Genomic DNA, 26,180 nt, shown 5'->3' with positions numbered 1-26,180 from the left:
AAATACATGGATGCAGTACTCATATTAACAATACTAGTCGTCATTTTCGCACTGGGATTTGATTTTATAAATGGTTTTCATGATACAGCAAATGCGATTGCAACTTCAGTTTCTACACGGGCACTTTCGCCACGAGTTGCAGTAATACTAGCAGCTACCATGAACTTTATCGGCGCATTAACTTTCACTGGAGTTGCTAAGACGATCTCGAAAGATATCGTAGATCCGTTCACGCTTCAAAACGGCTCACTCATTATTCTAGCAGCACTATTGTCCGCAATTGCTTGGAACTTAATTACATGGTATTTTGGTATTCCTTCCAGCTCATCACATGCATTGATTGGTTCGATTGCGGGTGCGGCTGTTTCGGCTGCTGGTTTAGGTGTATTAAATTACGAAGGATTCATAAAAATTCTGCAAGCACTACTAATCTCACCATTCTTAGCTCTTGCTGTCGGATTCTTGATGATGTCGTTGTTTAAAGTATTATTCAAGAAAAACACTCTCTACAAAACGAACAAAGGCTTCCGTATTTTCCAAATCGGTACAGCGGCATTACAATCATTTACTCACGGTACAAATGATGCACAAAAAGCAATGGGTATCATTACGATGGCTTTAATCGCTGCTGATTTACAAACAACAGACGATATCCAAATGTGGGTACGTGTTTGTGCTGCACTTGCAATGGGACTTGGAACATCTATCGGTGGATACAAAATCATCAAAACTGTTGGTGGTAAAATCATGAAGATTCGTCCAGTTAACGGGGCGGCAGCTGATTTATCATCCGCATTAATTATTTTCGGAGCGACGACGATTCATTTGCCAGTTTCAACAACTCACGTTATTTCTTCTGCGATTATGGGTGTTGGTTCTGCTCAGCGTGTAAAAGGCGTTAAATGGGGCGTTGCACGAAAAATTGTATTAACTTGGGTTATTACACTTCCAATTTGCGCAGTCCTTGCCGGTATCTTTTACCAAATTCTTAACTTATTCTTTTAAACTTAAAAAGCTGTCCACTCAAGTTACGAGTGGACAGCTTTTAGTGTTTAACGATAAGACCTAGAGATTTTGCAAAACCGAGCGCTTGTTCAGTTGAAACGGTACAGCCCGATAATTTATCAACACTTACTGTTACTTGTTCGTATGTACACGTGCTGAGATCCACATCCGCTAAACTTGTATCAGTAAAATTAGCACCGTCCAATTGACAATCATTGAACAAAACCTTATCAAATGTACAATTAAAAAAGTCCGCTTTATTCAATGCGGTTTGTTGGAACTTCACTCGCTTCATTTTACTAAAACTAAATACTGTGTAGTTGGCTACACAGTTATTGATCACAGTATGTCCGAAGCGGCTTTCCGTGCACTGCACACCGACTAGTTTTGAATGATGAAATTCCACTCGATGAAATACCGAATCTCCAAAATCAACATTGGATAAATCACATCTCTCGAACTTACAATCAATGAATTCCACTTGATCGAAACATACCCCTTCAAATGAAACATCCTTGAAATGCACTTGATCAAAACTAACTTTGCTCTCAGGTAATTCCACTACATTCCAAGACGAAACCATTCCCCGGGAAATAAATCGTTCTTCTTCGACTTCAATTAAAGTTGCAATGTCTAATTGTTGTTCGAGTTGTTCAGGTATTTTTGGCTTATCAATTTTCATTCTTGCTCCACCTTTCATCAGGCTTAACATTTAATTTTTATGCTTTAATGTTGAGACTCTTCATCCAGGATTCGAACACTATTAGCACTTGCTTTTCCAGGATAAGATTCCGACACATGGCTATATGAAATTCGAACTTTGTCGAACTCACTCACGTTTTTCACTTGATCAATCGATAATGAAAACCAAATGGCATCACTTGCACCTTCCACCATTTCTTCCTCAGTTAAACCTTTTAACTCAGTTTCATCTTTTCCGCTGACGACCAAAATACGTGCAGCTTCTTTTTTAGCTACTGTTCCTTCTATCCAAATAGCATTTTTGTTTTGCGTTTGATTACTTTGGAAAAACATGGAAATCGATAATACGACGGCAGCTATAGCTACGACCGCTGTCGTGCTAATTAATATGACGGCTTTCTTGCCTTTCATAACTTTATTCCTCCTGTTTATTAATGGCCAAGGTATAAATACGCCCTTTACGTTCCCCTTCAGCTACCAGTAAATTCTTTGTCACCATGTCACGCACGATTTGTGTCACACGAGATGGGGAAACGCCTAAGATTTGTTGAAAATCTACATTTTTCGCTTGGTTGTTTTCCAGCAAGTAATTCATGATTGCTTCTTCATGAGTCAACTCAAAATGTAACTTTGTTCGGTTGTTTACTTTTTCTATTTGTTCTATACGAGGAAGCTTAACGATTACACTATCTTTTTGGACAGAAACTTTTGGCTTCTCGTCTCCATCGTGATAAGTATCGAAAATACGACGGATTCCGTTACCACGTCCATCCGTTAAACCCAAATCGACAAACATTGCATGCAAACGCGGATTTCTGCGAACAATTCGAGATCCTTTTTTTATAGACTCTATCGACAAGCCCTCCACTAGCGTTCCTGGTGAAGCTACTTCAATGCGGTTAGCAAACCGAACAATCGATACGTCACCCTCCATCGAGTAATCTCGATGAACGAATGCATTCACTACACTATCCTGAAGTAATGCATCTGGATAAGATGATTGAATTTCCCTCAACCCGGCCATAATTCGACTGAATTGGGTTACAATCGACCCTGAAAAATCACTCGCTTGCTGGCAAAAAGAAGTAGATCGGTCTCCACTGTATTGTAACAAGACGCCACGGGTTTGAGAAGAATCTGACAACCACGTACCCAATCGTGTTAAAACAAATTCACCATTATTCCAACGAATTGCATTGTACGATGCCAATACATCTTCTAGGTTTTCTTCCACATTTGAAAATCTTAACATTTCACTATTTAAGGTTTGTACAAAATCGACAAATCCCAAAAAATCTTCACGTTGGAACTTGATAGTAGTCAGCGCATTTTCAGTTTCATCAAGTTGGCGCAAGAGTATAAAACGTTGCACTTCTTCTGCTGTTCTCAATAAGCGTTTTTTCGAACCATACCGAACATAAAGCTCCTCGAACAATGTAGATCGTTTACGATACACATGTTCAGTTGCTTTCACTGTTACCTCTAAAATTACTTTTCCATCTATAATTACGTGTTTGACATCAATCAACGGCAAAGGTTCGACCATTTTACTTAACTGATCATATAAGGCATTTTCCTCTGCTAAAGGATTTTCCAATCCCATGATGCTCATTTCGTCTTCCATTCCTATTTTCAGCGTACCACCGGTTCCATTGGCAAATGCGATAACTTCCCGATACAGCTTGTTCGTCACCTTGTCTTTATATTCAATATTCAACCTCGTACACCACCTATCGATAATTGTTTCTACTAGTATATCGATAAAAAATAAATACTTCCAAAGCAAAAAGAACCAGGAAATAAAATCCTAGTCCTCAAATGTGTAACATAGGCGAATCATATCGCGACACAACAAACCATTTTCAACTATCGGTTCATCATAATTACGTGTAAAATAATCGAAATCGATGCCGATTATACGAAATCCACATTGCTGATATAGCTTCAATTGGAGAATACTAGAATTGCCAGTCCCGATTTCAACTTGAGCGTATCCTCGTTTAGAAGCTTCACTTATTGCGTGAGAAATTAGTTGTTTGCCGTGTCCTCTTCCTTGGAAGTCTTCATGGACAGCAACATTCATAATTTCAACGACAATTTTCCCCGTCTCTTTCAGAACATATACAGCGATGGCTTTGCCTGACTCTTCGCCAACATAAACATTTCCACTCTTTACGTATTCTTCTACAACTGCACGGGAAGGATCCGCCAAAAGCAATAATGCCCACGGCGGCGTTTCCCCTTTTGTTATTTTTCGGATAATCATCATTTAGTCGATGTGCGGAATCCTTCACTCAATAAATACTCTTCTGCTTCTTCAAATGAACCGTAGCTTTCTTCCAGGTTGTGCGTGTGATAAATATTCCACAATGTATCTTCCTGAACAAGCTTCAATTCCTGTCCTTCGCGATTTTTCCATACTTGCTCTACGTTGAGTACTTCTTCTTCATAATGTTCTTCTTCAGATAAAATCCCAATGGAATCTGTAATCATTTCGCGTAACTCAGCTTCCGTCGCTTCACGAATGTTGATCATGCCTTTACTATCTGAATCATATTTTTTTAAATCCCCAACAAAAACAAAGCCGTTGCCGTTTGGGTGCAAGTGATATACGACCGTTTTTTTGTCATATAGGCTGTCTTCGAAATGATAGTTCAAACGTTTTAATGATACTTCTTTTTTTGTCAGCTCAGGGTACGATTCAATGATTTCTTGTTTTTGTTCAAATGTTAGCATAGTGCGCCTCTTTTCATAATGTTTCATTGGCTCATTATATCACATGAGCCCAAAATAAATTTGTTGACACTTTAAAACTTTACCCGATATAATCACAGAAATAGTTAAACAACGTTGAGAAGGACCAGTAAAGAAACGTGTGTTTTTTTAGAGAGGGAGTTGTACGGTGAAAGACTCCTAAAGACCACTTCTTGAACCTACCTTTGAGTTCGATCTCGAAAGATATTCGCGGCGACAGTCGTTAACATGTATGAGTGTGAAGCTTTGCTTCAAATGAGGGTGGTACCGCCATGGAGACATGGTCCCTCGTTTGTTGCAGAGCTTTTTTGTTTATTAGGCAACTTTTAATAATGATTTTCTTGTTGGCTCTTGTGGAATATGCAGCTAGCGCAAATGTACGATAAACAACAATAAAGGGGTGTTTTCAATGAAAAAAGAGTTTGTGCAAAGTGTGACGGCGATGGATGAAGACTTCGCTCAGTGGTTTACGGATGTTGTGACGAAAGCGGAACTGGCCGATTATTCAAGCGTGCGCGGTTCGATGATTATCCGTCCTTATGGTTACGCAATTTGGGACAATGTAAAAGAAGCATTGGATGCACGTATTAAAGCAACCGGCCATGAAAATGTCTATATGCCACTGTTCATTCCAGAATCTTTATTACAAAAAGAAAAAGATCATATAGAAGGATTTGCACCTGAAGTCGCATGGGTGACGCATGGTGGAGACGAGAAATTAGCTGAACGTTTATGTGTACGTCCAACTTCAGAAGTATTATTTTGTGAGCATTTCAGCAATATCATTCATTCTTACCGTGATTTGCCTAAGCTATATAACCAATGGTCAAACGTTGTCCGTTGGGAGAAAACGACACGCCCGTTTTTACGCACGCTAGAGTTCTTATGGCAAGAAGGACATACTGCGCACGCGACAGATGAGGATGCACAAGTTGAAACCATCCGAATGTTAGATGAATACGCACAGTTATGTGAAGAGTGGCTTGCCATTCCAGTCGTTAAAGGGCAGAAAACAGAAAAAGAGAAATTTTCCGGAGCGAAATCCACGTATACGATTGAAACATTGATGCATGACGGAAAAGCTTTGCAATCCGGCACTTCACATCATTTCGGAGATGGCTTTGCCCGAGCATTCGATATCAAATATCTAGATAAAGAAGGCAAGCAACAATATGTCCACCAAACATCATGGGGATTCACTACTCGTATTATCGGGGCCATGATTATGGTGCACGGTGACGATCGCGGCCTTGTCATGCCTCCAAAAATTGCACCTACACAAGTGATGATTGTGCCGATTGCACAACATAAAGAAGGTGTATTGGATTATGCGTACGACCTAAAAGAGCGCTTATCTGGCAGTGTGCGAGTCGGCATAGACGCATCGGACAAAAAACCAGGTTGGAAATTCAATGAGTATGAAATGAAAGGAATTCCAATTCGCCTGGAAGTTGGACCAAAAGATATTGAGCAAGGTCAAGTCGTGCTGGTTAGACGTGACACTGGTGAGAAAATTGTGGTGTCTGCGGATGAGCTTGAAGCTAAACTGACTGGATTACTTGAAGACATACAGAATAATTTGTTCAACAAAGCCTTGTCTCACAGGGAAGAACATACGTCTGTCGCGAAATCATTTGAAGATTTCAAGAGTGTGCTGGTTGAAAAACCAGGCTTCATCAAAGCCATGTGGTGTGGAGATGTAGCATGTGAAGAGTTCATTAAAGAAGATACTTCCGCGACGTCACGTTGCATCCCATTTGAACAAGAAAAGTTAAGCGATACATGCGTTTGCTGCGAAAAACCAGCTGACAAGATGGTTTACTGGGCAAAAGCATATTAAAAGTAGTGAAAAGCCTTCCCTGCTAGGTTGGGTAGGCTTTTTTCATGTCATCATTTGAAGTTATTGGGGCAAATTTTGGTGTTATTGGGGCAACTCTTGGTCATATAGGGGCAACTTTCCACCTTATAGGGGCAACTAACCAATTATCTCCTAATTCAACTTTCAGTCGCCTTAACCAGCAGTCCCTTCAAGAACGCCACGTCCTCGGGATAACTCATTTCTAACGAATCCAATTCATCGGCAGATTTCCAGGCTATCTCTAAAATAAAATCATCAGGGTCCTGCAAGGTCAACTCCCCACTTATTTGCTCCACCAAAAAGTATTGCAAATCATAATAAATCCCATACTGTGCATTCACTCCGTTTTTGTCCTGAAGTTTCGACACAATTTCAACAGTCAAACCAGTTTCTTCTTCGAACTCTCGTAGGCAAGCTTCCTCATACGTCTCCCTACCTTCGATTCCGCCTGAAGGAATCGTCCATTTCGGCTCTTCATCTGGTGCAGCTTGCAACACCATCAATATTTGATTGTTTTCATTGATGCACACACCCGCGGCACCTTTCCAATGAAACATAATAAACCTCCTCTTACATCCAACTTAATGTTCGTAAATCATTTTGCGCGTCATGCCACCGTCCACAACCAAATTAATGCCTGTGACAAAATCGTTTTGAGGATCGGTTAAATACAGACATGCTTTGGCAATATCTGATGGCTTGCCCACTCTCCCAGAGAGATGCTGTTTGTGGTCAACATCTCGAAGTTCGTTGTAATCCCCTGTCTCTATCCAGCCTGGAGATATTGCATTCACCGTTATATGATGCTCCGCAAGAGATGCCGCGAGGGCATGAGTGATAGCGACGATTCCACCTTTTGTTGCCGCATATGCTTCTGAATTCGGTTCGGACATGGTTGCGCGCGTAGAAGCGATATTGACGATTGAACCTCCACTTTCCTGCTGACGCATTTGCATTGCAGCTTCACGTGAACACAAAAAGACACTGCGTAAATTCGTGTTGATGACTTCATCCCACTCCGTTATCGATAAATCGAATAATGGTTTGAAGTTGCTCTTCCCTGCATTATTAATCAAAATATCGATACGACCGAATTTTTTTAATGTTTCTTGCATTAAATTTTTGATGTCGGCTTCTTTTCTTACATCTGTTTTAACAAAAACACTGCCAACAAGCTGTTTGCTCACTTCTTTACCTAGCTTCTCTTTCACATCAGCCAGAACTACTTGTGCACCTTTTGCCACATAAGCTTCCGCAATTCCGCGTCCAATGCCTTGTGAAGCACCAGTTACAATAACGACTTGTGCTTGATTCATGATTGAAAACCTTCTTTCACACTATAATTCAACGAGTCCACCATTCCGTGAATACAACAATTCCTATGACCACGGCAAATGCTAATATGTAAAACCACTCGGGAACGCCACCAAAACTCATCATCGTCCACATCCTCTACTCATTCACAAAATTCACACAATAGAACTATTTAAATATGATAACATGGTTTTAGTTAAAACTAGGAGGATGAGCCATGACGTGCATACATAGTGATTTACAACGCTTCGACCCCGTGACAGTAATTGGGGCAGGAACGATTGGAATTTCGTGGGCAACTTTATTTTTAGCACACGGATTGACGGTAAGATTATACGATCCTAGGCCAGATTTGAACGAAGTATCAGAACAGCATTTCAATTCAATTGGCTCTACGTTAACTTTACTCAACCTGCCGGCAACAGGTTTTGAATCACGTTTGACTCTTACATCCAACTTACAACAAGCCGTAACGGGGGCAGCAGTGCTTCAGGAGAATGGACCTGAAAAATTGGCTCTGAAACAGGAACTCTTCGCTGAAATCGAAAAGTATGTGGAAGCACATACTTTATTACTGTCTTCTTCTTCAACAATCCCTGCAAGTGATATTTCGGCATTCATGAAGGACAAGAGCCGCATGTTAATTGGCCATCCATTCAATCCTCCACTTGTAATGCCTTTAGTTGAAGTCGTACCAGGTCAATTCACATCAAATGAAGCAGTAGAAGATGCGCTCGTGTTTTACAAAACACTGGGCAAAGCCCCACAACATATCCAAAAAGAAGTTTTTGGTTTTGTAGCGAACCGATTGCAGTTTGCTATGCTGAGGGAAGCTATGTATTTAGTTGATGAAGGCGTAGTTGCAATGGAAGATGTGGACGAAATCGTCAAAGATTCAATCGGGTTAAGATGGGCAGCAACCGGACCGATGCTCGGAATGCATCTAGGTGGTGGTCAGGGTGGTATGGAATCATTCATGCGCCATCTCGGTCCGACCATGGAAAAGAGCTGGGATGCACAAGGAAATCTCAAAATGGATGAGGAAACTATTTCCCGCCTATCGACTAAATCTCGCGAATCCTACGGCCGTTCAACCATTGATGAACTTGCGCAAATGCGTGACGAAAAGCAGATGGCCATATTAAAAACAAGAGATAAATAAGTAAAAGGCTGTCTCGAATTCATCGAGACAGCCTTTCTATTATTCCAATCCGGTTATCTTCATTTCTTTAACAGGCAAGAACATTTCGCCAGTATTCAAATAAGTCACGTTCACTTGATCTCCCTCTTTCAAGTAGACCGCCAAAGGCTCCACTTCTGTGGATACTAAGTAATTGGTACCGTCCATTAACATGAACGAAACAAGTGTGAAATCTCCTACTCGTTCTTTGTAGACGCGCTCGACATTACCGGTAGTTGTAGCTTCCTCTGAACTAGAACTTCCATCTACACTGCTGCCACCACGTTGCAATGCTGTTTTATACAACTTCAATGCTTCGTTTGGTGTATTGGCAAAAGCGGAAATTTCGGGATTTGCCGCAGACACGATAAAGTAGTTTTGCAAAAATCCATTGGCATCAAGAACCGGAGTCAACCAACTTGCTTCCCCGTAGAAATTGTACAGAATGGGCATCTCACCAAACCATTTTTTCTCGATGAATTTCTTTTCAACGATTTGAAGTGCACCATATGAATCCATATAGGACTCTTCCATATTACCTGTATAATAAGTGGCTTCGCCTGTTCGTGCATCCGTTAATGAATACCCAAGCATGGAATCCACGCCTTCTTTTGGACTTGTGAAATCAGTGAAGTAATACATTTCCCCATTCTCATTAAAAACAGGGCTGACATTCGCTTCTGTTCCTTCATCGGAAGGGAGCTTCACATCTTTTTTACCAAACTTACTGTTCCAGAATCCATGAACGTAGTTTCCGAAATAACCATTTTGCAAACTCACCACTTCTGGCGATACAGCTCCATCAATGAAGTCAGGGACTTCGTTCAATGCATACGTTTTGACGTCACCGGATTGTGGATTCACCACAGCTACTCCTGTTACCTCAAAACCATTACGTGCAGATACGAACTTCCCGAATGAACGGATATAATGCGGCTTACCTTCGTCATCAATTTCAAGCTGCATGTCACCATGGAAAATTGTTTCTGGCAACTCCAGACGTAAATGGCGTGCAACATTTTTTTGGAAGAATGATGATGGTGTATACGACATTTCTGCTTTTACAAACTTCGGATTGTCCGTTGAATCGGTTGCACTCATCATGAAATATCCTGGGGTGGTGTCCCCATTCACCCATTTAAAGAAACCGGAAAACTCAACTGGTGCAATGTAAACAAAGGCATCATCCACTTTTTGAATTTGCAATCTGCCTAATTCGTAGTAACTCGTATTCGGTACTTGACCGAATGCTTTTTTCATTTTATTGCGTGCAAATTTTGGTGGAACACTTGCAGGCGTTTCCTTTTCATCAAAGGCTTCGATTTCAACTTCTTGCTTCATTTTTGCGGAATCGAATTTTTCATCTGCATTAAACAACAAAGCGCTTAACATGTAGCCCCCAAATACAAGGGAAGCAAGGAAAAGTACTCCTTTAATTTGACGTTCTTTACCTGTTGCTGAAAATACGCCAAGACCTGTCGCCAAAATGGCAAGCGGCCAAAGAGCAGATAGATTTCGATCTATATTCGTTACGTAATAGAATGTGAAGATTATAATTGCCAACCCAATTGCAGTTCCAATAATTCCAGCGGCAATTTCTTTGCGTTTTTCTTTAGGCAATGTCAGCGGCATAATTAGAACTGCAACAACGATTGCAATGATGATGCTATAAAGGAAAGTTAATCCCATTTGAACTCCTCATTTCTTAGATGTATTCTCCTCTTTAATACGGGTGAAATGGTTAAAAGTTTCACCGCATGTGTTTTTACATACAAAAAAGTGACTGCTAACTGGTAGCAATCACTTTTTGAATATAGTTTTTGAAATTGTTTGAGGTAATCCCCCGAACCTCTTCTTCAGTAAAATGTCTACTTAAAATATTAACCACATTTTGTGTATCACTCGCATCACACAAACCTTCGACAAACACACTAATGCCATCAAAATCTGAGCCAAGTCCCAAATGCTGAACACCTACTAACTTCGAGAAATGAGTAAGGTGTTGCATCAAGTGTTCAAGAGTAACTGGATTCCCCTCATTGTGGATAAACGGTGGATAATACACGACGTGGATGTGTCCTCCCTTTTCGACCAATGCTTCGGCTTGTTCATCGGTTAAATTCCGCGGGTGGTCACAAAGGCTTCTTGCATTCGAATGACTGGCAATTGAGTGTTTCGCTTGTGCAACCACATCCCAAAATGACTGTTCGTTCAAATGGGATACATCGATTAAAACATTATGTTCATTCAACATTTCCACCACTTCGTACCCAAATGGCGTCAAGCCTAAATGGGATGGTTCATCCGCTCCATTCGCCAATGCATTCGCATGATTCCATGTAAGCCCTACAAGCTTCACCCCTGCATCCAGCAAAGCGCTCAACTTGCCAAGGTCTTCGCCAAATGCATCTGCACCTTCAAGTGTCAGCACAGCACCGATTTCATTCTCTCCGAGATGTTCAATCTGGGTCCAATCTGTAATGTGGACAATTTCTGGATTCGGTGCAAGCACGTGTGTATGGAACAATTCAATCTGACGAAGGGCAGCCATAAACTTTTCATTCTGAGGCACTTCAGGAGAAATGAATATGGCAAAAAACTGCACTTGGACTTCTCCAGCAATCAATCTGTTTTTATTCGCTTGCAGACAGTCTGCAATTTCATATGGAGGTAATTCATCCATTATCGACAATTTATAGAGAACATCACAATGTAAATCGATTACTTTCATATTATGCCTCCTTTATCGGATTCCCTTCAAGACTTGCTTCATATAGTCACCGCCATGAGGTACGAAGTCTTCAAGTGACACCTTGATTTCTAATCGATCTTTATCAATTGATAGTATGCACCCCAAAGATATTTGATCAACTTCACGCTCGTATAACCTTACCACTTCAGAAATAGGTGCTGAATAAATGGCACTGACTTCTTCTTCCTGTAAATGGAAGTAAGGACTACCGCCTACCATTATATAGACATACGTGTGTGCAAATTCATTATCAATAAAATCCCTTAGCACAATACTGTCTTTCAAAATGCCGATGGGTCGAAGGTCTTCCATACTAAGATTAACACCGAGCTCTTCTTTCACCTCTCGGATTCCTTCGTTTACCGTTTCAGTAGCAAGGAGATGCCCAGCAGCTGTTATGTCAAAAAGGCCTGGGAAATCTTTTTTGGCATTACTTCTTTGTTGAAAATAGAGGTGCGGCACTCCATTAATCTGTTGGACAAACCAGCAATGAAATGTCTCATGCCATAGCCCCTCTTGATGAATAAAAGCTCTCGTGTTTTCCCCGACCTTTTGATGCTTTTCATTAAAGACTGTCAGAAGTTCATGTTCCAAGTCATATCACCAAGTTTTATTTAATTTGTCTTTATAGAAACGAATGGCATTTACATATCGTTCGATGTCTTTATCTCGAGTTGTGGTTGATACCACGCATAGCAATGTTTCCATAGCAAGTTCATATTCTTTTAAATTATGTAACGTCATAGCAAAAAACACCGGCATTGCTTTATTTTCCGGAAATTCAGCCATTCCTTTTTCAAATACGTTCCGTGATTTAGCGTATTCTCCAATCACGCGATAAGTACTGCCAAGTCCAACAAAAGCTCCTTCTCTCTCGTGTCCTGTCAATCCATTATCAAGTGCTTGTTCATAATATGGAACCGCTTCTCTTTCCATGCCTTGGACGTCGCAAGCCCATGCACATTGGTAGAGAATAGCTGGATTATTTGAGTCATTCAATAATAAACTCTTTAATATAACCAATGCTTCCAGAGCATGCCCATTTTCTCTTAATTGAATAGCCCGTTCTAAATTAGTCACTTTAATCACCTACCACTTGAGGCTCATATACAATTCATCCACATATCTATTATCTGATTTCATTGCATGATGCTCTTGACCGAAAGTTTTAAACCCGACTTTTTCATACAACCGAATGGCAGCTCCATTAGAGGATACAACCGTTAAATTCATTTTTTCTACCCCCTGCCAAGTCTTTGCATGATCAATCGTCGCTTCCAATAACACCTTTCCGATTTGCTTACCACGTACTCGAGGGGTCACATAGACAGCCAACAAGTTCACTCGGTGGCGTAGTTTGGAAGCTCCTTCACCTGATACGGTCATCACACCTACCAATTCATTATCGATAAATGCTCCTAGTGTCGAACTTCCTACTGCCTCTAGATTGTTTGCTACTCGCTCCACTGGATTTTTACGGGCGATTGCATCTTCGTAAGTCGTTGCAAAAGCATCAGGATCTTGCTGCAATGCTTCCAATCTTAACTCCCAATATTTAAACGCATCTTCACCTGTCAATTTACGAATTTCCATTTGGTTTCCCCTTTATTTATCCACACTCATTTTTTTCTCCATCCATTTTGCAATGGCTTTTTCATCAGACTTATTTGTTTCCCGAAGCGCTTCAACTACGCGCTCCACACGAGCTGTTGGATGATTTTGACTTAGTTTTGCTTTCCCTTTGATATTATCGATAGAAATCGTAAAACCCATTACTCCTTTCGATAAAGAAGAAATATAGGAGGGGTCCACACCCATTAAATTGTATGTGCTAGTAGGCTCCTCGTACTTTTCTGTTAAAGCAACCATAGATTGCCATAATCGCGAATCGCCTTCTTTTAGGAGTTTCACTTTTCCTGTAATCTCAACCGTTACATAATTCCATGTCGGGACTGTATTTTGCGTCTCATACCATGATGGTGAAATATAACAATGTGGGCCCTGGAACAAAACCAATACTTGTTGATTCTCAATATCTGCCCATTGTTTATTTCCTACTGCAAAGTGCCCAATGAGCTCCGTTTTATCCTCACTCAATAACAGCGGCAGTTGTGAAGCCGTCAATGAACCTTCATGAATTGAGGTAAGTGTCGCAAATCCATAGGTCTCTATTACTTCATTGATTTCTTGTCGATCAATCATTTCAAAATATGATGGAATGTAAATAATTTTTCCCTACCTTCTTTTAGCAGTGCCCACTATTTTCACACCTGAATAGTGAGTGGTTAAAATTGCATCTTTTTCTTTGTCTACTCGATACCCTTTAGCATTAACACGTGAGCTTACAATTTTATGCAATTCTTCATCGATATAGTCTAAAGCAACCCCAGCATCGTGAGTTTTCCGCTCACTGCCCTTACAATCTCCTTGTTTTGAAAACTGGATGCTACATAAAATTTCATACTAATTTATCTGAAGATAAAATATCGCATACTCTACCAACTTGACCATCTTCTAAACGGACTTTAATGCCATGAGGATGATGGGCAGAATTGGTTAGCAAATTCTTCACAATCCCTTTTGTTTTCACTCCTGTACGTTGATCTTCTTTTAAAATAACGTTCACTTCTAACCCAGGTTTTACATCTGCACGATTTTGACCATTTGCCATGAGTCATCACCCTTTCTTTTGATTTATTTTATCATAAAAAAAGACATGCACTCCGACAATTCAGAATTGTCAAAGTGCATGTTCTTTTAGATAAACCACAGTTTAGTCTACAAACGGCGGACCGATTATCATTTGATGGGTACGTATCCCGTTTTTTCTACCAACTCTTGTCCTTCATCCGAAAGAATCCAATCAATGAAGTCTTGGGTATTTGGATTGTTTGTTCCAGCAGTAATTGCGTAGAATTCCGCTGTTATTGGATTTGTCCCTGAGCGAATGGATTCTTTATCAGGATGGACCCCATCCACCTCCAGCAATCGTATATTCTTATTTTTCACCATTTCTGTAAAGAAAAAACGGAACGTATAACCGATAACATTTTTGTGATTTTTATATTCAGTCACTTTATTGATAACATCGCCGATGCAATATCTTGGGTGGGAGCTTCCATTTTAAACTTATAGCTGTAAAAAAGCACAAAAAACTGCCCTTGAACAATTCGATCTTGTTCATAGGGCAGTGTTATCCTTCTTATTCGAAATGTTTCTCCAAATCATCCAACATCAACTGGGCAGCTATGTAACCACCAGCTGTATTCCAAATTGTATCGTCCACTTTGAATACTTTATTTGCTTTCGCAACTTCAAGGTTTTGGAACAATGGATCATTAATCCATTCTTCTTCTAATTTTGTTGCTTCTTTGTCACCAGTTTCATACGTAAAATAGAACAAGATATCTCCATCCATTGCAGGGATTCGCTCTTTTGTTACGCCCTTTTCAGCGAAATCAGCAACATCTTGCTCAGCAGGACGTGCAAATCCAAGCTGTTCCAAAATGACACCCGAGAAAGTATCTTTATGGTAAATACGCACATCGCCAGCCATAAAACGAACCATTGATACTTCTTGTTGTGTTTTATCGCCTAAAGACGCTTTCATGTCTTCAATCCGGTTATTATAAGCGTCCAATTTTTCTTGGCCTACTTCTTCTTTATTGATTGCTTTTGAGTACAGTTCGAAATTTTCCTGCCAGTCGCCACGCAACGTTTCCGAATAAACAGTTGGCGCAATTTTGCTTAACTGCTCGTATACTTTTTCATGGCGCATTTTATTACCGATAATCAAATCCGGTTTAAGTGCTGCAATCGCTTCAAGAGAAGGTTCAGACTCTTTACCTACTGGCTTCGTGTCTTTTAATTGTTCAGCTGTGTGTTCATACCAAGTATCTCCAGTGTACGCTTCGACAGCTCCTACAGGTGTGACACCCATTGCAAGTAAAGCTTCCACACCTTCGTTAGTTAAAACAACAATACGTTTCGGTTCGCCTTTAATTGTTGTTTCACCCATTGCATGAGTCACAGTGTAGCTTTCTTCTTTTACTTTATCTTTGTCTTCACCACTAGTTGGTGTTTTTTCATCTGTTTTGCCACATGCAGCTAAAGTGACTAGCATGAAAGCCATTAATAAAAGACCTAATTTTTTCATGTTTCTTTCTCCTTTTATCATTCAATTGAGAATGAAAATCATTTACAACTAGTACTTTATATGCTACGATTTTATTTGTCAACCAGTGTTTTAAATAAAAATTTCAGGGGTCTTTTATGATACATACAAATAGTAAACGCGGATGGGGAATTGCAATTGGCGTGTTTGCCATTCTTTTTCTCATGAGCGCCAGTCTGGTTTACGGCTACACCGATACGACCTGGCGGGATGCATACCTTTCTTTTTTCAATCCAAATGGTTCAAATGAACATCTTATTATCAAAGATGTACGATTTCCCCGTTCTTTAATCGCCGCATTCGTCGGTGCATGTCTTGGTGTTTCTGGTGCCATCATGCAATCAATCACACGAAACCCACTATCCTCACCGAGTATTCTTGGTGTGAATGCAGGTGCAAGTTTCTTTGTAGTTGTGGGCGTTGTGTTTTTCTCCGTGCAAAGTCTGCAGTCCTATATGTGGCTAAGTTTTGCCGGAGCAAGTTTTGCTTTTATTCTCGTGTTCGTTTTGAGTAGCGCAGGTCGTGAGGGACTGACACCGCTTAAATTGACATTAGCGGGCTCCGCCATTACCGCTTTATTTGCTTCCTTTACACAAGGACTATTGGTATTAAATGAGACTGCACTTGATCAAGTATTATTTTGGCTTGCCGGTTCGGTGGCAAATCGACCAATCGAATTACTAATCACTGCATTGCCCTATATGGCTATCGCTTTGGCAGCAACTTTCTTGCGTGCTAAAGAACTTAATGTGTTGAGTATTGGAGACGATGTGGCAGTCGGGCTTGGTCAACGGACAATTTGGATTAAATTTTTCTTTGGTGCTTGTGCTGTGGTTTTAGCAGGGTGCTCCGTTGCTGTCGCTGGCCCTATTGGCTTTGTCGGCATTATTATTCCCCATTTAATCCGCTCTCTAGTCGGACTTGACCATCGCTGGATTCTTCCTTATTCAGCCATAGGGGGAGCCATCCTTCTATTGTTGGCGGATATAGGAAGTCGCTATGTACTCATGCCTCAGGAACTACCAGTTGGTGTCATGACGGCTCTAATTGGTGTGCCGTTCTTTATTTTTGTGGCTCGCAGAAAGCTGGGGATTTAACAAATGAAAATTTTCAAACGAATAGATTTTACACGCCATCCTGTGATCGCCACTATCCTTGTGTTTGCTGCAGTTATTACGGTAATGCTGCTTTCTGCGGGGTCTGGGGAATTCCCACTATCTCCGAGCAAAGTACTTGCTGCTTTATTTGGTTATGGAGAAGAGTTCGACCGCATCATATTGATAGATTTTAGATTACCTCGTATTATGATGGCCCTTTTTGTAGGTATGGCACTGGCAGTATCTGGCGCAATCCTGCAGGGCATCACGAAAAACCCACTGGCATCTCCTGATTTAATAGGAGTAACAGCCGGAGCTTCATTCGCTGTAGTTTTATTTCTATCTCTATTTTCAGATGAAAATAATGCCCTCACCGTCAGTATTCAGTGGTTACCCTTATTCGCCTTTTTAGGTGCTACGCTGACCGCACTGATTGTCTTTGCACTATCATGGAAAAACGGCATCGCGCCGTTCCGACTTCTTTTGATCGGGATTGCAGTTGCTGCTTTTATGCAAGCTGGGACAACCATCTGGATTTTGATGGGTCCTATTTATCGAGCAAACCAGGCGACAATCTGGACGACAGGTAGTATTTATGGAGCCAACTGGTCTCAAGTTTCAGTAATAATGCCCTGGGCTCTATTGTTGATTATTATTTCTCTTTTGCTTCGTCGACAAATGAATATTTTGGAACTTGGCGATGATATTGCAACGGGGGTAGGTTCGAAGGTTCAACGAAATCGAGTTGTTTTGTTACTGATAAGTACCGGATTGACCGGTGTGGCAGTTGCGTTTGCTGGAGGAATCGGATTTGTTGGATTGCTTGCTCCCCATATTGCCAGAAGAATCGTGGGACCTAAATTTCAATCGATGGTGTTATTTTCAGCAGGTGTTGGCGCATTGCTTGTCCTCATTGCAGACTGGATTGCACGTGTTGCATTTGCCCCAATTGAAGTGCCCGCAGGTGTTTGGACTGCAGCTGTAGGTGCACCGTATTTCATTTTCTTATTAATGACCCAACGGAAAAAAGGTAGCTCATAATGAAGAGCCTCATAACGAAAGACCTGGCATCCAGTTTCCGATGGCATATGGACGAAGACGCATTGTACACACTGACCTTTGATCAATTATTTGATCCACAAGTCCGTGAGCACCTTTTTTCACGTTTAATGAGTGAGTATGGAAGTCCTTCAAGAGGGCATGCCGCTTCGATGACAGCAAAACGAATCGGTTATATGGCAGCTCTCATGATTTATGCCCGAATTAAATATGGGGTTGTTGTTAAGGCAAACGAATGCCGATTTATTACCATCGAGGATAATTCCAAAAATTCTAGTTGGCTGCCAGTTTATTCGTTTCCAATCAATACTACTGAACCACTTCATACAACCGTTCAGTGGATTTCAAAAAATCTATATGCTTCTTTATTAGTTCCGATGGTTGAAATGCTTGCAAAAGAAAAAGGCATTTCCCGTGTCGTATTGTTCGAAAATATCTTTACCTATGTAAAATGGATTTTGGAAACCGTACTCAAAGATCACGATACCTTTCAGCGGTTAATCGATTTGCCAGCCGAGGAATACGGGATTGTCAAACAACATCCCATCTCTTTTTACGCATGTCATCAAGGGACAACACGCAAAACATGTTGTCTGTATTACCAAACGGAAATTGCCAGCAAACCGTGTAAAAGCTGTCCACTGTAAATACCAAAAAAGCTTGGGCATTTTTCTGTCCAGGCTTTTTCGTTCTAAGTTACTTTTCATACGTCAATGTTGTGTTTTCAGAAGAAATGTCCGATATCCTATCGTCCCATGTCATTGCATAAAAAAAGATGAGTACAAGACTCATCTTTTCTAACACTATTAATCTAAGATTTTAATTTTGACTGTTTTACGACCCCAATTTACTGCATCTTGCTCTTTAGCCATGAACAAATCAATAGTTTGACCTTTAATTGCACCACCAGTATCGCCGGCGATTGCTTCACCATAACCTTCAACCCATACACGTGATCCCAACGGAATGACAGATGGATCTACCGCGATAACTTTTTGGTTCGGATTTGCACGCAAGTCAATACCCGTTGCTGTAGTACCAGAACATCCCGAGCAATAAGCGGTGTATGCTGTTGCTGTTACTGTCATCTCTTTAACTGAAGCTGAAGTTTGTACGGCAGCTGGTGCCGGAGCAGATGCTTTAGCAGTTGATTGAGATTGAGCTGGAGCTTTTGCTTTATTAGAAGCAGGTTTAGCCGTTGTATGCGCAGAAGCAACTTTTGTTCCTTCCAATACTAACTGGTCACCTGGGAAGATTAAATCACCAGAAATATTATTCCAAGTTTTTAATTCCTTAACTGTTAAGTTGTGCTTTTTAGCGATTTTGAAAAGTGAATCACCTTTTACAACAACATGTTTGTTTACTTTGTCTGCTACTATAAGTTCTTCTGATGGATATATAAGAGTAGACTCTAAGTCGTTCCAATCTTGTAAATCTTGTACGCTAACATTGTTGTCCTGGGAAATAGACCACAATGTATCTCCTGATTGTACCGTATGGACGCTAGATGCAGATGCTTGCCCTGCCGCCCCTACTGATAGTGCTGCAATTGCAGTTAGTGCAACGATTTGCTTTTTCATAAATGAATTTCCTCCTTTTCACTAACGAAAACAAGCATACCACCCCCGCATTGCAGATCAATTGCAAAGCCGTGTGTAGAAGTTTTCAATTGCGTGACAGGATTCGACACCTTGTTATATTTGTAATATATACATTTATGTCCATATTTTATGGATAACATCCAACATCATCTATTTTTTATTAAAAATACGTTTTCACATAAAGACTCTGTAAAAATTGCGATTTCCTTCTATATAAAGAAAAACATCTTTCCATGTGGAAAGATGTTCAGACTGTAGCCAAACAATAATATGAGTTAATATACCTGTATACTATTGAAAAAGATCGGATGCAAGAAAATGTTGATTTCCATTGCGGCGGACGCGCTTTTCGGGCACGGCTTCAGTCTCCTCGACAATAGAAAAACCGGTGCGCCTGCGGTTACTCGACGCAGTATACATTGCTCCTGTTTCTGTTTCTACATCGCTTCGCTAGCTTCGAAACACGAAAGTGCGTTGCATCGCTTCGCTAGCTTCGTCGCAAACGAAAACTTACATTTGCACTATTCGTTTCCTGCTATTTCCGTTAAATTCCTTTACACTGAAAAAAACAACATCAAGGAGGAAGTTCATCATGGCACTTCATTCATTTCATTTAACCGCAAATTGGCCCGGTCTCCGTAATGACGTAGGCACCATTCATACCGCAAACTTACATACCGAAGTTTCGATTCCACCAGAAATGGATGGACCAGGTATTGGAACAAATCCCGATGAAATGTTATTGGGTGCAGCCGCTACCTGTTACATTATTACACTCGCAGCTATGCTCGAACGAAGCAATATTGAAAAAGAAAGTTTGACGATGACGTCTGAAGGCATCGTTTATATTACCAATGGAATCATCACATATAAAAAAATCATTCATCGTCCCCATCTTATTTTATGTTCCGAAAAGGATTTGGATTTAGCTCGGAAACTGTCACAGAAAGCCGAAAGCTCATGTATGATCAGTCGAGCATTAAAAGGAAATGTGGAAATCGAATTAGAAGTAATCCTGGAAGTTAATTAAACTCTATTAGAGAAGAGGGATCAGATGGATTTACAGTTACAAGATAAAATTGTTCTCGTGACCGCATCGAGTAAAGGTTTGGGAAAAGCAACGGCTTTGGAATTTGCAAAAGAAGGCGCAACCGTCCTATTATCGAGCCGTAATGTAGAGACGTTGGATAGCACTGTTAAAGAAATCCAGCAGCTGACAAATAATCCGAAAGTCTATTACAAGAAATGTGACATGTCTTCTGTAGAAGACCTACATGCTCTTTTCTCATGGGTATCAAAAGAATTCAATGGTGTGGATATTTTAGTTAACAATACAGGTGGACCAACAGCTGGAGGATTCAAAGATGTAACAGACTCGGATTGGATGGCGGCATTTGAGAAAAACTTACTGAGTTATATCCGTACGACTCGTGCTGTTTTGCCTCACATGCAATCAAACGATTTTGGACGCATCATCAATATTTCTTCTTCTTCAACAAAAGAAGTGATTGATGGATTGATTCTCTCCAATACGTTCCGTTCCGGAATGGTCGGAATGACGAAAAGTCTGGCCCGTGAATATGCAAAATATAATATTTTAGTGAATACGATTGGTCCTGGACGCATCGCTACTGACCGTGTGGCAGAACTTGACCATCTGGTAGCTAGTCGCCAGAATGTCTCTATAGAAGACATTGTCAAATACAGTGAGAGTCTTATTCCTATGGGGCGTTATGGACAGCCAGAGGAATTTGCCAAAATCGTATTATTCTTAGCTTCCCCCTTAAATACATATTTGACCGGTCAATCTCTGGTGATTGACGGCGGTATGTTAAAAGCGTTATAACTTTTCGCACCAGTCTTTCATGGATTGGTGCTTTTTTCAATTAATAAAAAAAATCCATTCTCTGATTAGAACGGAAGGATGACAAGAATTTTATGATAGACCCTTTCCGCCTAGTGGGGAAAACGTATTCATCGTATTCATTCCCTTAATAAGAGGGCGGCCTTTTTGTATCAACATTTTTACTGCATCAAGTGATAGAGAAGCTTTATGTGCTTCTGCGTTTTGCCAAACTTCAGTAACCCAAATCCCATCTGGTACTTCTTCTTTTACACTAACGATATAAAGCTCACATTCTTCCAGTGTGTTCATCGCCTCTGCAGCTTCCAACAATATACCGACCAATTCATCACGTTTACCTTCAATGGTCGTGATTTCTCCAAACATACCAAATCTGTTCATCATATTCTCCTTTACATACCAACCGGATATTGAGGCAATTTCAGGTGGAATGTGGTTCCTTGATCAATCACACTGTTCACAGTCATTTGTCCACCGTGATCATTAATTGTGGTAAATACTTGTGTTAACCCTAAGCCAGTGCCATCACTTTTACTTGAATAGAAAGGAGTTCCAAGCAAGTTTAGTTTATCTTTCGGAATGCCCACTCCATTATCACTGATTTTCACATGGACTAGGTCATCTTGAAAGTAATGCTCTATTCGGAGCTTTCCTTTTGACGGCATCGATTCGATTGCATTTTTTATCAAATTAAAAAACGCTTTCAAATATAGATTTTTCTTGCCATAAATATGTTTCCTACAATCCCTTATATCCATTTCAAGTTCTATATTGTATAGCTTGTCTTGAAATAAGAAGACGATTGAATTCAACTCTTTACATACGTCGATCTCGACTAGCTGTTCTTCGTAAAGGTTCGGCCTGGATACTTGAAGTAAATTTTGCAATGTGTCGATTGCCTTCTCTAGTTCGCTTTCCATCGTGAATAAATAAGGGTGTGAATTATGTTCTTTCAATAATTGCAGGAAACCTTTTACTGATGTAAGAGGATTTTTTACTTCATGTGCGATTCCAGCAGCAATTTGCCCAATTGAAGCCAATTTTTGTCGGTCATTTAACATTTTTTCAGTTTCTTTTCGAACTGTGATATCCCGCAATACGGTTTGAATGGCTCTTCTGTCACCGAATTGTACCGGATGACAGTATAGCTCGACATCGACCAGCGTCCCATCAAAACGCGTAATGGTTTGTTCGATCATGCGAGTCGGTTCATTTCCAATCATGGTTTTTTGAATTTTTTCCCGAATCATGTCCTTCATGTCGAGCTGAAAAATGTTTAAGAAATCCTTGCCAATGAACTCTTCTTTTGTACCTCTTAGAAAATTCGAGCCGGATTGGTTAATATAAAGAACTTCTTGATTAACATGAATAATGATGGTTTCTACAGAGTATTCAATTATCTGACTGTACATTATTTCGCTATTTACTTTCGATTCCATAGACTCTAACACTTGATTCATGATTCCGCTCCATTCTACATTGGACTGGGCAAATATGTGAAGGATATCTAAAAAAACCGTTACAAATTGATAGTTATTCAAATTAAATATCTAATTAATATGAATTTTCGCTTAATTATATATATTGTAACTGATAATTTCATGAATGAAAACATATATTTACCATTTTTAATGCAAATATCAATGATTTTTAAGAGTTTTATCTAAAATAATTAGTATTATGTTCTTCATTGCAAAAAAAATTATATTTTCTTCTCGCTTTTTCTATCTTTTTACCTAGCATAAAAAATTCTATTATTACTTAATAGAAATCCAAAATCTTCTCTTCATCACGCCTTCTTCCGTGATGAATAAATCGTCCTCTATTCCTCCGTTATTCATAATCACTTTAGCAGAACCTATATTGTCTTCATCACAGGTGATTAGAACTTGATCAATCTGTAGCTCTTTACATTTTGTTAAAACTTCTTTTAACAAGTAGGTTGCGTACCCTTTTTTGCGTTCACTTGGAAGAATACCATATCCGATATGTCCTCCGATGTTCCGCAAAAATTCGTTCAGTTCATGCCGAATATCAACCATGCCGATTATTTGATCTTTACCATCTATTAAAAAATAATGGGAACTTGGAACCCATGGATGTTCTCCCTTCGCACGTAAGTCCAATGCGAATAAAAACTCTTCATATGTATCAAATCCCGATAAATCCATACTACTCGGAACCATTCGATCGGAACCCCACTTCACCATGAAATTTTCATGTTGTTGTTTCCACTCAAGTGATGGTTTGACTAATCTCATTCATGTTCCTCCAAATCAATTAAACGTTTAATCAAAAAAATAGTTACAGATACTTTTCAGGATAATTTAAATATTCTCATTTCTCTCATTATATGTGAAAAGCACCACTTTTGAATAGAGTCCAATCTGTTTGCGATTGAAAAAATAAAAACGAGGATTCTCTAGGAATCCTCGCGTGCATTTTATTTTTTGTAAAAGTTTTTTTGATCGCTTTTCACTGCATCCTGCGGTGAATCTGAAGTACCGAAATTCTTAACATCATCAAAGCTATCTTCGTAATCTCGGACGCCACCTGTATCTTTTATTGGGTGTTCCGTCGAAGAACCAAGAATGTCTTCTTCAGATGGTCGACCGTCCGTGCCAAAATCATGATTTGCGTGTTCAATGCACGTACGTGCAGTCGGCAATGCTTCCAGTCGTTCAAACGGAATATCTTCCCCACATACGGTGCAAATACCATATGTTCCATTTTCGATAGCCTGCAAAGCTGATTCAATTTGTTCGACTTCCTCTTCTTTATGGTGTTCAATTGCCATTTCTGTATTTTGATCAGTTAAATCCGTCGCGTTATCAGCCGGATGATTATCATAATTGGATAACTCCGTTGTTTCTAAATGATGGTCTTCATGAAGACGGTTTTTCACATCTTCCAGGTCTTGAGTAAGTTGGTCTTTTAGTTGTTTCAATTGTTGATCATTCATAAATAGTTCCTCCAAGTTCTTTTCGCTTTCCCTATCTATTTCCTTTATTGTGGAAATCAAACCTTCTTTTGAAATTTTGAATGAAAGGCGTATGATTATAGAAGAAAACTGGAGGGGGAATTCGCCTTGTCTAAAAATCCTTATTTACTTGTTACCGGAGGCGTTTTTGCTCTGTTTATTGCCATGAGTATCGGCCGCTTTGCCTACACGCCAATTCTACCTTTTATGCAACATGAAAGTGGCTTCTCTACCCGATTTGCCGGATATTTGGCATCAAGTAATTATGCTGGTTATTTGGTAGGTGCCGTGATTGCAAGCGTCGTTCCTTTAAAGCGCAACCGGGCCATTTTTTTGCGTATCTCTATTGTCATCAGTATTTTATTAACGTTAGTCATGGGACTTACATATAATCATACCGCATGGATGGTCTGGCGATTCCTGTCCGGCATTACAAGTGCATTCGTCTTCGTCCTTGCTTCCAGTTTGATATTGGATCAGTTGGCCAAACAAAGTAAACTCGGTCTGGTCGGTGTCATGTATGGAGGAGTTGGTCTAGGAATTTTCGTATCAGGCATGCTTGTTCCACTATTAATAAACAAGTTTCAGTACGAAGGTGCCTGGATAGGACTTGCGTGTTTGGCAGCAGTATTAAGTATCGTAGTCTTCTCAACTGTTAAAGAAGACCACGCTGAACCGACTATTAGTTCAGCCGCGAACATCTCAACACCATCCAAAACACCAAAATGGCTACCATGGTTACTCGTAGCGTATGGGTTGGAAGGATTAGGTTATATCGTGACAGGCACATTTATTGTAGCCATCGCTGAAATGACTCCCGCTTTCAGTGGAAACGCTACGAGTGTCTGGGTTTTAGTCGGTTTGGCTGCAATTCCTTCGTGTATTATATGGGCTTATTTTGGCAGTAAATTTGGCTACATGTTGTCACTGATGATTTTATTGATTATCCAGTCGATTGGTATCGCTTTGCCAGCCCTGTCTGAATCTTCTACAAGCTTTTATGTGAGTGCTGTTTTATTTGGAGCTACTTTTATGGGGGTTACCACTCTTGCCACAGCATTTGCTCGTAACAAAAATCCCCATGGCAGTGCTAGAGTTATCGCAATCATGACCACTATTTATGCACTAGGACAAATGTTCGGTCCCTCTATAGCAGGAGTTTTAACTGCCGAGACCGAAAGTTATGCATTAGCAATTTCTTGTGCAGCATCTGTAGTGTTTGTCGGTGCACTCTTCTTATTGCCTTTAATCAAGCATGAAAGGTTGGAAACTAAAAATGATATTAATTAAACAAATCGACCATATTCAATTGGCTGCTCCAATAGGAAGTGAAGAGACAGCACGCTCTTTTTATCGGGACGTTCTTTCTTTAGAAGAAGTTGAAAAGCCTGATAGCCTGAAACAGAATGGCGGAGTTTGGTTTTCAAATGGGAGTGTTCATATTCATATAGGCGTAGAACAATCTTTTGTTCCTGCAAAAAAAGCGCATCCTGCCTTCGAAGTAAGTGAACTTGAAGCATTGGCTGATCATATTCGTAGTAAAGGCATATCGGTACTGACGGATGATAGATTACCAGGAGCCAACCGCTTTTATGTTAATGACCCTTTCGGAAACCGCTTAGAATTTTTGGAGTGGTTGGAAAAATGAAATCATGATTTAAAATGAAAACGTGACACCTAAGTTCAGGCGTCACGTTTTTGTCCGATCATTTTTTTATATAGGCTCTGTTAACTTTTAATGTTGATTTAGGGAATTTGCTCCCTTTCCGCGGACGAACAGGCAAGCCTCCTCGGGCCAACAGGATGTTGCTCAAGATGGCGTTTCCACAAAATTGCATTT

Annotated in this window: 31 protein-coding genes and 1 other annotated feature; of the genes, 10 read left to right on the top strand and 21 right to left on the bottom strand. The window is 40.2% G+C overall.

All coding sequences use genetic code 11. The features are described from left to right. Window positions 1-6 precede the first annotated feature (6 nt). Entirely contained in the window at window positions 7-1,005 is a 999-nt protein-coding gene (locus MHH33_RS02215; protein WP_016429631.1) for an inorganic phosphate transporter, read from the top strand. A gap of 40 nt (window positions 1,006-1,045) precedes the next feature. Here the strand turns inward: MHH33_RS02215 and MHH33_RS02210 are convergent, their stop codons facing one another. The 5 genes from MHH33_RS02210 to MHH33_RS02190 all read right to left on the bottom strand — a co-directional run bounded on the left by MHH33_RS02210 (window position 1,046) and on the right by MHH33_RS02190 (window position 4,443). Then, window positions 1,046-1,687: a pentapeptide repeat-containing protein gene (locus MHH33_RS02210; RefSeq protein ID WP_342542817.1), complete on the bottom strand. Its 642-nt coding sequence runs from the start codon at window positions 1,685-1,687 to the stop codon at window positions 1,046-1,048. 44 nt (window positions 1,688-1,731) lie between these two features. Further along, window positions 1,732-2,118, bottom strand: coding sequence for a YobA family protein (locus MHH33_RS02205; protein WP_342542816.1), 387 nt, complete (start codon window positions 2,116-2,118; stop codon window positions 1,732-1,734). Window positions 2,119-2,122: 4 nt separating this feature from the next. Further along, entirely contained in the window at window positions 2,123-3,424 is a 1,302-nt protein-coding gene (locus tag MHH33_RS02200; protein WP_342542815.1) for an RNA-binding domain-containing protein, read from the bottom strand. 90 nt (window positions 3,425-3,514) lie between these two features. Then, the gene (locus tag MHH33_RS02195; RefSeq protein WP_016429627.1) at window positions 3,515-3,976 is read right to left on the bottom strand and encodes a GNAT family N-acetyltransferase; all 462 of its coding nucleotides are present in this window, start codon (window positions 3,974-3,976) and stop codon (window positions 3,515-3,517) included. Next, window positions 3,973-4,443 (bottom strand): hypothetical protein, encoded by a 471-nt coding sequence (locus MHH33_RS02190; protein ID WP_342542814.1) that lies wholly within the window; start codon window positions 4,441-4,443, stop codon window positions 3,973-3,975. The genes MHH33_RS02195 and MHH33_RS02190 overlap by 4 nt, the downstream gene beginning before the upstream one ends. Before the next feature lie 105 nt (window positions 4,444-4,548). Continuing rightward, window positions 4,549-4,753, top strand: a binding site (T-box leader). A 117-nt stretch (window positions 4,754-4,870) separates the two neighbouring features. On the opposite strand from MHH33_RS02190, the gene proS reads away from it, so the two are divergent. Continuing rightward, the gene (gene proS / locus MHH33_RS02185) at window positions 4,871-6,301 is read left to right on the top strand and encodes a proline--tRNA ligase (RefSeq protein ID WP_342542813.1); all 1,431 of its coding nucleotides are present in this window, start codon (window positions 4,871-4,873) and stop codon (window positions 6,299-6,301) included. Between the two features lie 155 nt (window positions 6,302-6,456). Here the strand turns inward: proS and MHH33_RS02180 are convergent, their stop codons facing one another. Both MHH33_RS02180 and MHH33_RS02175 read right to left on the bottom strand, forming a co-directional pair. Continuing rightward, the gene (locus tag MHH33_RS02180; RefSeq protein ID WP_342542812.1) at window positions 6,457-6,876 is read right to left on the bottom strand and encodes an NUDIX hydrolase; all 420 of its coding nucleotides are present in this window, start codon (window positions 6,874-6,876) and stop codon (window positions 6,457-6,459) included. A gap of 24 nt (window positions 6,877-6,900) precedes the next feature. Beyond that, entirely contained in the window at window positions 6,901-7,635 is a 735-nt protein-coding gene (locus tag MHH33_RS02175) for a glucose 1-dehydrogenase (RefSeq protein ID WP_016429622.1), read from the bottom strand. A 215-nt stretch (window positions 7,636-7,850) separates the two neighbouring features. Between MHH33_RS02175 and MHH33_RS02170 the strand changes: the two genes are divergently transcribed. After that, window positions 7,851-8,795 (top strand): 3-hydroxyacyl-CoA dehydrogenase NAD-binding domain-containing protein, encoded by a 945-nt coding sequence (locus MHH33_RS02170; protein WP_342542811.1) that lies wholly within the window; start codon window positions 7,851-7,853, stop codon window positions 8,793-8,795. Between the two features lie 39 nt (window positions 8,796-8,834). Here the strand turns inward: MHH33_RS02170 and MHH33_RS02165 are convergent, their stop codons facing one another. The 9 genes from MHH33_RS02165 to MHH33_RS02125 all read right to left on the bottom strand — a co-directional run bounded on the left by MHH33_RS02165 (window position 8,835) and on the right by MHH33_RS02125 (window position 15,721). Beyond that, complete coding sequence (locus tag MHH33_RS02165) at window positions 8,835-10,502, bottom strand: hypothetical protein (RefSeq protein WP_342542810.1); 1,668 nt, start codon at window positions 10,500-10,502, stop codon at window positions 8,835-8,837. A gap of 97 nt (window positions 10,503-10,599) precedes the next feature. Then, on the bottom strand, window positions 10,600-11,544 hold the full coding sequence (locus MHH33_RS02160) for a dipeptidase (RefSeq protein WP_016429618.1): 945 nt from the start codon (window positions 11,542-11,544) through the stop codon (window positions 10,600-10,602). Window positions 11,545-11,556: 12 nt separating this feature from the next. Continuing rightward, entirely contained in the window at window positions 11,557-12,159 is a 603-nt protein-coding gene (locus tag MHH33_RS02155; protein WP_016429617.1) for an NUDIX domain-containing protein, read from the bottom strand. 6 nt (window positions 12,160-12,165) lie between these two features. Continuing rightward, entirely contained in the window at window positions 12,166-12,645 is a 480-nt protein-coding gene (locus tag MHH33_RS02150) for a tetratricopeptide repeat protein (protein ID WP_016429616.1), read from the bottom strand. 9 nt (window positions 12,646-12,654) lie between these two features. Next, entirely contained in the window at window positions 12,655-13,158 is a 504-nt protein-coding gene (locus MHH33_RS02145) for a GNAT family N-acetyltransferase (protein ID WP_016429615.1), read from the bottom strand. Window positions 13,159-13,170: 12 nt separating this feature from the next. Further along, on the bottom strand, window positions 13,171-13,785 hold the full coding sequence (locus MHH33_RS02140; protein WP_342543717.1) for an FMN-binding negative transcriptional regulator: 615 nt from the start codon (window positions 13,783-13,785) through the stop codon (window positions 13,171-13,173). Window positions 13,786-14,023: 238 nt separating this feature from the next. Beyond that, complete coding sequence (locus MHH33_RS02135; protein WP_016429613.1) at window positions 14,024-14,236, bottom strand: YwbE family protein; 213 nt, start codon at window positions 14,234-14,236, stop codon at window positions 14,024-14,026. A 128-nt stretch (window positions 14,237-14,364) separates the two neighbouring features. Continuing rightward, window positions 14,365-14,640: an extracellular solute-binding protein gene (locus MHH33_RS02130; RefSeq protein ID WP_036660302.1), complete on the bottom strand. Its 276-nt coding sequence runs from the start codon at window positions 14,638-14,640 to the stop codon at window positions 14,365-14,367. Between the two features lie 127 nt (window positions 14,641-14,767). Further along, window positions 14,768-15,721 carry an iron-siderophore ABC transporter substrate-binding protein gene (locus MHH33_RS02125; RefSeq protein ID WP_016429612.1) on the bottom strand — a complete coding sequence of 318 codons (954 nt, stop codon included), beginning with the start codon at window positions 15,719-15,721 and terminating at the stop codon, window positions 14,768-14,770. Window positions 15,722-15,837: 116 nt separating this feature from the next. Between MHH33_RS02125 and MHH33_RS02120 the strand changes: the two genes are divergently transcribed. The 3 genes from MHH33_RS02120 to MHH33_RS02110 are packed head-to-tail and all read left to right on the top strand — an operon-like array spanning window position 15,838 to window position 18,542. Then, window positions 15,838-16,836 carry an iron ABC transporter permease gene (locus tag MHH33_RS02120; protein WP_016429611.1) on the top strand — a complete coding sequence of 333 codons (999 nt, stop codon included), beginning with the start codon at window positions 15,838-15,840 and terminating at the stop codon, window positions 16,834-16,836. 3 nt (window positions 16,837-16,839) lie between these two features. Then, complete coding sequence (locus MHH33_RS02115) at window positions 16,840-17,877, top strand: iron ABC transporter permease (protein WP_342542809.1); 1,038 nt, start codon at window positions 16,840-16,842, stop codon at window positions 17,875-17,877. Further along, complete coding sequence (locus MHH33_RS02110) at window positions 17,877-18,542, top strand: (2Fe-2S)-binding protein (RefSeq protein WP_016429609.1); 666 nt, start codon at window positions 17,877-17,879, stop codon at window positions 18,540-18,542. Before MHH33_RS02115 ends, MHH33_RS02110 begins: the two co-directional genes overlap by 1 nt. Window positions 18,543-18,701: 159 nt before the next feature. Here the strand turns inward: MHH33_RS02110 and MHH33_RS02105 are convergent, their stop codons facing one another. Then, a complete protein-coding gene (locus tag MHH33_RS02105; RefSeq protein WP_016429608.1) occupies window positions 18,702-19,475 on the bottom strand; it encodes a 3D domain-containing protein in 774 nt (257 codons plus the stop codon). A 613-nt stretch (window positions 19,476-20,088) separates the two neighbouring features. Between MHH33_RS02105 and MHH33_RS02100 the strand changes: the two genes are divergently transcribed. Both MHH33_RS02100 and MHH33_RS02095 read left to right on the top strand, forming a co-directional pair. Further along, entirely contained in the window at window positions 20,089-20,526 is a 438-nt protein-coding gene (locus MHH33_RS02100; RefSeq protein WP_342542808.1) for an OsmC family protein, read from the top strand. A gap of 24 nt (window positions 20,527-20,550) precedes the next feature. Then, the gene (locus MHH33_RS02095; protein WP_342542807.1) at window positions 20,551-21,342 is read left to right on the top strand and encodes an SDR family oxidoreductase; all 792 of its coding nucleotides are present in this window, start codon (window positions 20,551-20,553) and stop codon (window positions 21,340-21,342) included. A 90-nt stretch (window positions 21,343-21,432) separates the two neighbouring features. On the opposite strand, the gene MHH33_RS02090 is transcribed toward MHH33_RS02095, so the two are convergent. The 4 genes from MHH33_RS02090 to MHH33_RS02075 form a co-directional block, all read right to left on the bottom strand. Next, window positions 21,433-21,744 (bottom strand): antibiotic biosynthesis monooxygenase, encoded by a 312-nt coding sequence (locus MHH33_RS02090; RefSeq protein ID WP_342542806.1) that lies wholly within the window; start codon window positions 21,742-21,744, stop codon window positions 21,433-21,435. Window positions 21,745-21,752: 8 nt separating this feature from the next. Continuing rightward, window positions 21,753-22,901: an ATP-binding protein gene (locus MHH33_RS02085; RefSeq protein WP_342542805.1), complete on the bottom strand. Its 1,149-nt coding sequence runs from the start codon at window positions 22,899-22,901 to the stop codon at window positions 21,753-21,755. 216 nt (window positions 22,902-23,117) lie between these two features. Beyond that, window positions 23,118-23,621, bottom strand: a complete 504-nt coding sequence (locus tag MHH33_RS02080; RefSeq protein WP_342542804.1) for a GNAT family N-acetyltransferase — start codon at window positions 23,619-23,621, stop codon at window positions 23,118-23,120. A 182-nt stretch (window positions 23,622-23,803) separates the two neighbouring features. Beyond that, complete coding sequence (locus MHH33_RS02075) at window positions 23,804-24,322, bottom strand: TraR/DksA C4-type zinc finger protein (RefSeq protein WP_342542803.1); 519 nt, start codon at window positions 24,320-24,322, stop codon at window positions 23,804-23,806. 126 nt (window positions 24,323-24,448) lie between these two features. Here MHH33_RS02075 and MHH33_RS02070 point away from each other — a divergent pair, with 126 nt between their 5' ends. Together MHH33_RS02070 and MHH33_RS02065 are read left to right on the top strand one after the other, a co-directional pair. After that, window positions 24,449-25,630, top strand: a complete 1,182-nt coding sequence (locus MHH33_RS02070; RefSeq protein WP_342542802.1) for a YbfB/YjiJ family MFS transporter — start codon at window positions 24,449-24,451, stop codon at window positions 25,628-25,630. Then, complete coding sequence (locus MHH33_RS02065) at window positions 25,617-25,988, top strand: VOC family protein (RefSeq protein WP_342543716.1); 372 nt, start codon at window positions 25,617-25,619, stop codon at window positions 25,986-25,988. The genes MHH33_RS02070 and MHH33_RS02065 overlap by 14 nt, the downstream gene beginning before the upstream one ends. Window positions 25,989-26,180 lie beyond the last annotated feature (192 nt).

This window comes from Paenisporosarcina sp. FSL H8-0542 (assembly GCF_038632915.1).
Lineage (GTDB): Bacteria > Bacillota > Bacilli > Bacillales_A > Planococcaceae > Paenisporosarcina.
The sequence above is the reverse complement of the archived record's forward strand: the minus strand, read 5'-3'. Positions and strand labels throughout refer to the sequence as shown.